Here is a 2,938-nt window from a genome sequence, read left to right as displayed (position 1 = left end):
CTAACTTAAGTTCCTTGAAGAAGGCTAAAAGTAAATTCGGACTTTGGATCATCGGACCGATTGTCAACATCTTGACGAAGTTTTGGACTGGAAGCTTTATTGACTACCGCAGCAAGAAGAAAGTCATTATCGCGATTTATCTTTTGCGAGCAGGATTTATCGCATTGATTCCCTATGCTCCCAATATCGTTGACATTTACGTGATTCTCGTTTTCCTGAGTATCGCTAAGTCTTTTTTTGGTCCTTCTTCGACCACCTATACAACCATGCTAGTACCGAAATTAATGAGAAAACGTTTCAACTCCATTCGTTCGGTTACTTCTTCCGGTGCATTTATCATCGGTCCCGCCATCGGCGGTACGTTAATTCTGCTTAGCTCGATTCAGGCCACCCTTTGGATCAATGCAATTTTCTTTGTGATTGCAGCACTGCTACTTTTGGGACTTCCAGAGCAAGAAGAGATTGACCGTGAGACGATTCCTAAGATGACCGTTGCTCAAGTATGGAGTGATTTTACAGTAGTTAAGCAATTCCTTTCTGAAAACAAATACATCGCCATTATTTACTTGAGTTTTATTCTGGTCATGATTTTTTCGTTCGCCATGGATGCCCAGGAAGTCGTGTTTACCCAACGGGTAATCGGTCTTTCCGAAGTAGACTACAGCTTGTTAATCAGTATCACCGGCATTGGTTCAGTTAGTGGCGGCGTTCTGCTTACCATCTTTTCGTCAAAGTTCTCTTTACGGTTTATGATTGTGCTCGGTGTGGTGATGACGGCGGTCGGCTATGTCCTGTATGCTTTTTCTTGGTCATTCCTCACCATTACAGTCGGCTTCTTGATTTTAGGTTTTTTCAATGTCTTCATGAATACTGGCATGGCTACGTTTTACCAAAACAACATTCCGGTTGCGCTGATGGGAAGAGTCACCAGCATTTTTCAATTGGTGCAGAGTGTCGTACAAGTCCTATTCATCTTAGGAATCGGTATCTTGGCAGATGTAATTTCCCTGCGAGTCACCATTGTTGGACTGGCCAGCATTATGCTGCTGGCATCAATCGTCTTTTCCTATTTTGTATTGAAACCACAACAAGCTGCATTTTACCGAGAAGAGGAGGAAGAGGTCGAAAAAGAAGTGTTGGTTTAATGACTCTATACACTCAATTCTTGTAGAAAGGATGTTTTGCTTTATACGCTCTTCAAATTCAAATTAAATATAACTGGACTTTTTTTCACTATTTTATCAATCGGAAGTTATTTGTTGCTTGGAACTTATATGGTTGGCGCTGGTTATTATTCGGATGAAGAGCCGACAGCAATGTTATTTGGGTATGGATTTCTCGAATTGACGCTTCTCTCTTACCCTTATATCTTTGTGGTATTAGCTGTTTTGCTCGGAAAAAAAGGGGAACGTTTCTAAGGTTGTCAGCAGGCTTTTAAGAAATGTCGCAGTAACTACTTGACGCAATGTTTTTTCACGAACATCGCCTGCTGCATACAAAAAGAAAGCCGATGGCTAACCGTTTTCCCGTTTAACAGCCGGCCCATTTAACCCACTAAGCCCTTGGATCATCAGGAAATTATTCTCGCGGCAAACGCTGAATAATTTCCGAACCTTCTTCTTTCCAATAAAAAATATACGGCATTTCGTTTCATAAGCGAAATGCTTTCAGGTTGCTCTCAATCTGTTCAGCCGTGATGCCGATGTAGCGCAATGTAATTTGCGGATGCGGTAGCTTATTTCCGAGAAACGCTTTGGATTTTACTAATCATCATGGTATTTCTTCGATTTGTGCGAACTGTTCGCTAAATATTTTCTGGGTGAATCGAATCAAAATAAAAGGATTGATCATTTATGTTTAAAGTAGAATCAACAGATGGATTATCTTCTATAGGAATGAACCTAATTGACATAGAAAGAAATTACCCCAGCATTTGTATAGCTTTAGAAATCAGAAATCAAGGATTTTCGGCTCACTTGTCAGATGTATGGATTGAATGGGATAACATCAAAAGATTCATAGCGAAAAGCAAAGATATAGTCTATGAAGCCAATTTCCGCCATTCCATCGAGAGTATAAGTCCTGATGAAATGATTTTAAAAATAGAACAGGTAAACGGAGAATTTGTTTCAATAAGATACAAAATAAGCAAGAGTTCATTTGAACATGACCCAATACAACTAACAGGTTCTTTTGCGTTGGGAACGGAAAAATTAAGTGAGTTAAGAAACGCTTTTAAGGAAATTGCTTTCCAATTCGAATGAGGTCCTATCTTAGTAAAAAAGTATGTTGGTTAAAGTGAAATTTCATCGGAGGATTTGGAACAAATAAAGGCAATAATTTAGGGGAACTGAATGTAACTTAAGTGCAGTTAAGTTACATTCAACTATACATAATAAAACGTTACTAAAAATTTAAAACATAGATTAGGGGGAGAGCTATGGATGAATATAAATTTGTCAAAAGTATCATTGATGAATGGGATCCGATTGGTTTATTAGATCCAGAAGGCCCAGAGGACGAATACGATCCTGAAATCAAAGATATTGTTGCACTCTTGCCTAACATGGAATCAGTTGATGAACTTGCATTAAGAATCCGGCAAGTTTTCATAAAATGGTTTGAGATTTTTTTATCAATCGACAAGTGTTATCCGATAGCTTTAAAAATATGGGAAGCTGCTAAAAAAACATAAGCTCTTGAACTTTCAACTTTGCTAATTTCATCTAGCTAAATTGGAAAATTAAGTTAAACTGTATTAAAGGCGAAAAGAAGAAGGTGACTTTATGAAAATCGGTTATTTGATCGGAGTTTTATTTTTTTTGACAGGGAGTTTAATGCTTTTTTTATACAAATTGGCAAGCGTTATGATCCACTACTTGATGAAAAGGAATACCTTTTATTGTAGAATTAAGTCACCACAACTGATTCACAGAAA

Annotated in this window: 3 protein-coding genes; all 3 read left to right on the top strand. The window is 38.0% G+C overall.

Translation table 11 applies throughout. From position 1 onward, the window contains the following. A partial coding sequence (locus ABZ924_RS38365) for an MFS transporter (RefSeq protein ID WP_361920352.1) occupies positions 1–1,145 on the top strand: 1,145 nt, incomplete at its 5' end. A gap of 708 nt (positions 1,146–1,853) precedes the next feature. Next, on the top strand, positions 1,854–2,264 hold the full coding sequence (locus ABZ924_RS38360; protein WP_361920350.1) for a hypothetical protein: 411 nt from the start codon (positions 1,854–1,856) through the stop codon (positions 2,262–2,264). Between the two features lie 176 nt (positions 2,265–2,440). Continuing rightward, positions 2,441–2,695, top strand: a complete 255-nt coding sequence (locus tag ABZ924_RS38355) for a DUF1871 family protein (protein WP_361920348.1) — start codon at positions 2,441–2,443, stop codon at positions 2,693–2,695. Positions 2,696–2,938 lie beyond the last annotated feature (243 nt).

The sequence above is a fragment of the Streptomyces sp. NPDC046876 genome (assembly GCF_040645035.1).
GTDB lineage: Bacteria > Actinomycetota > Actinomycetes > Streptomycetales > Streptomycetaceae > Streptomyces.
This window is presented reverse-complemented; position numbering and strand designations above follow the sequence as displayed.

What these genes read in the sequence shown, in the direction of transcription:
- ABZ924_RS38360 (WP_361920350.1), top strand. Translation starts at nt 1,854, where the DNA reads ATGTTTAAAGTAGAATCAACAGATGGATTATCTTCTATAGGAATGAAC.
- ABZ924_RS38355 (WP_361920348.1), top strand. Translation starts at nt 2,441, where the DNA reads ATGGATGAATATAAATTTGTCAAAAGTATCATTGATGAATGGGATCCG.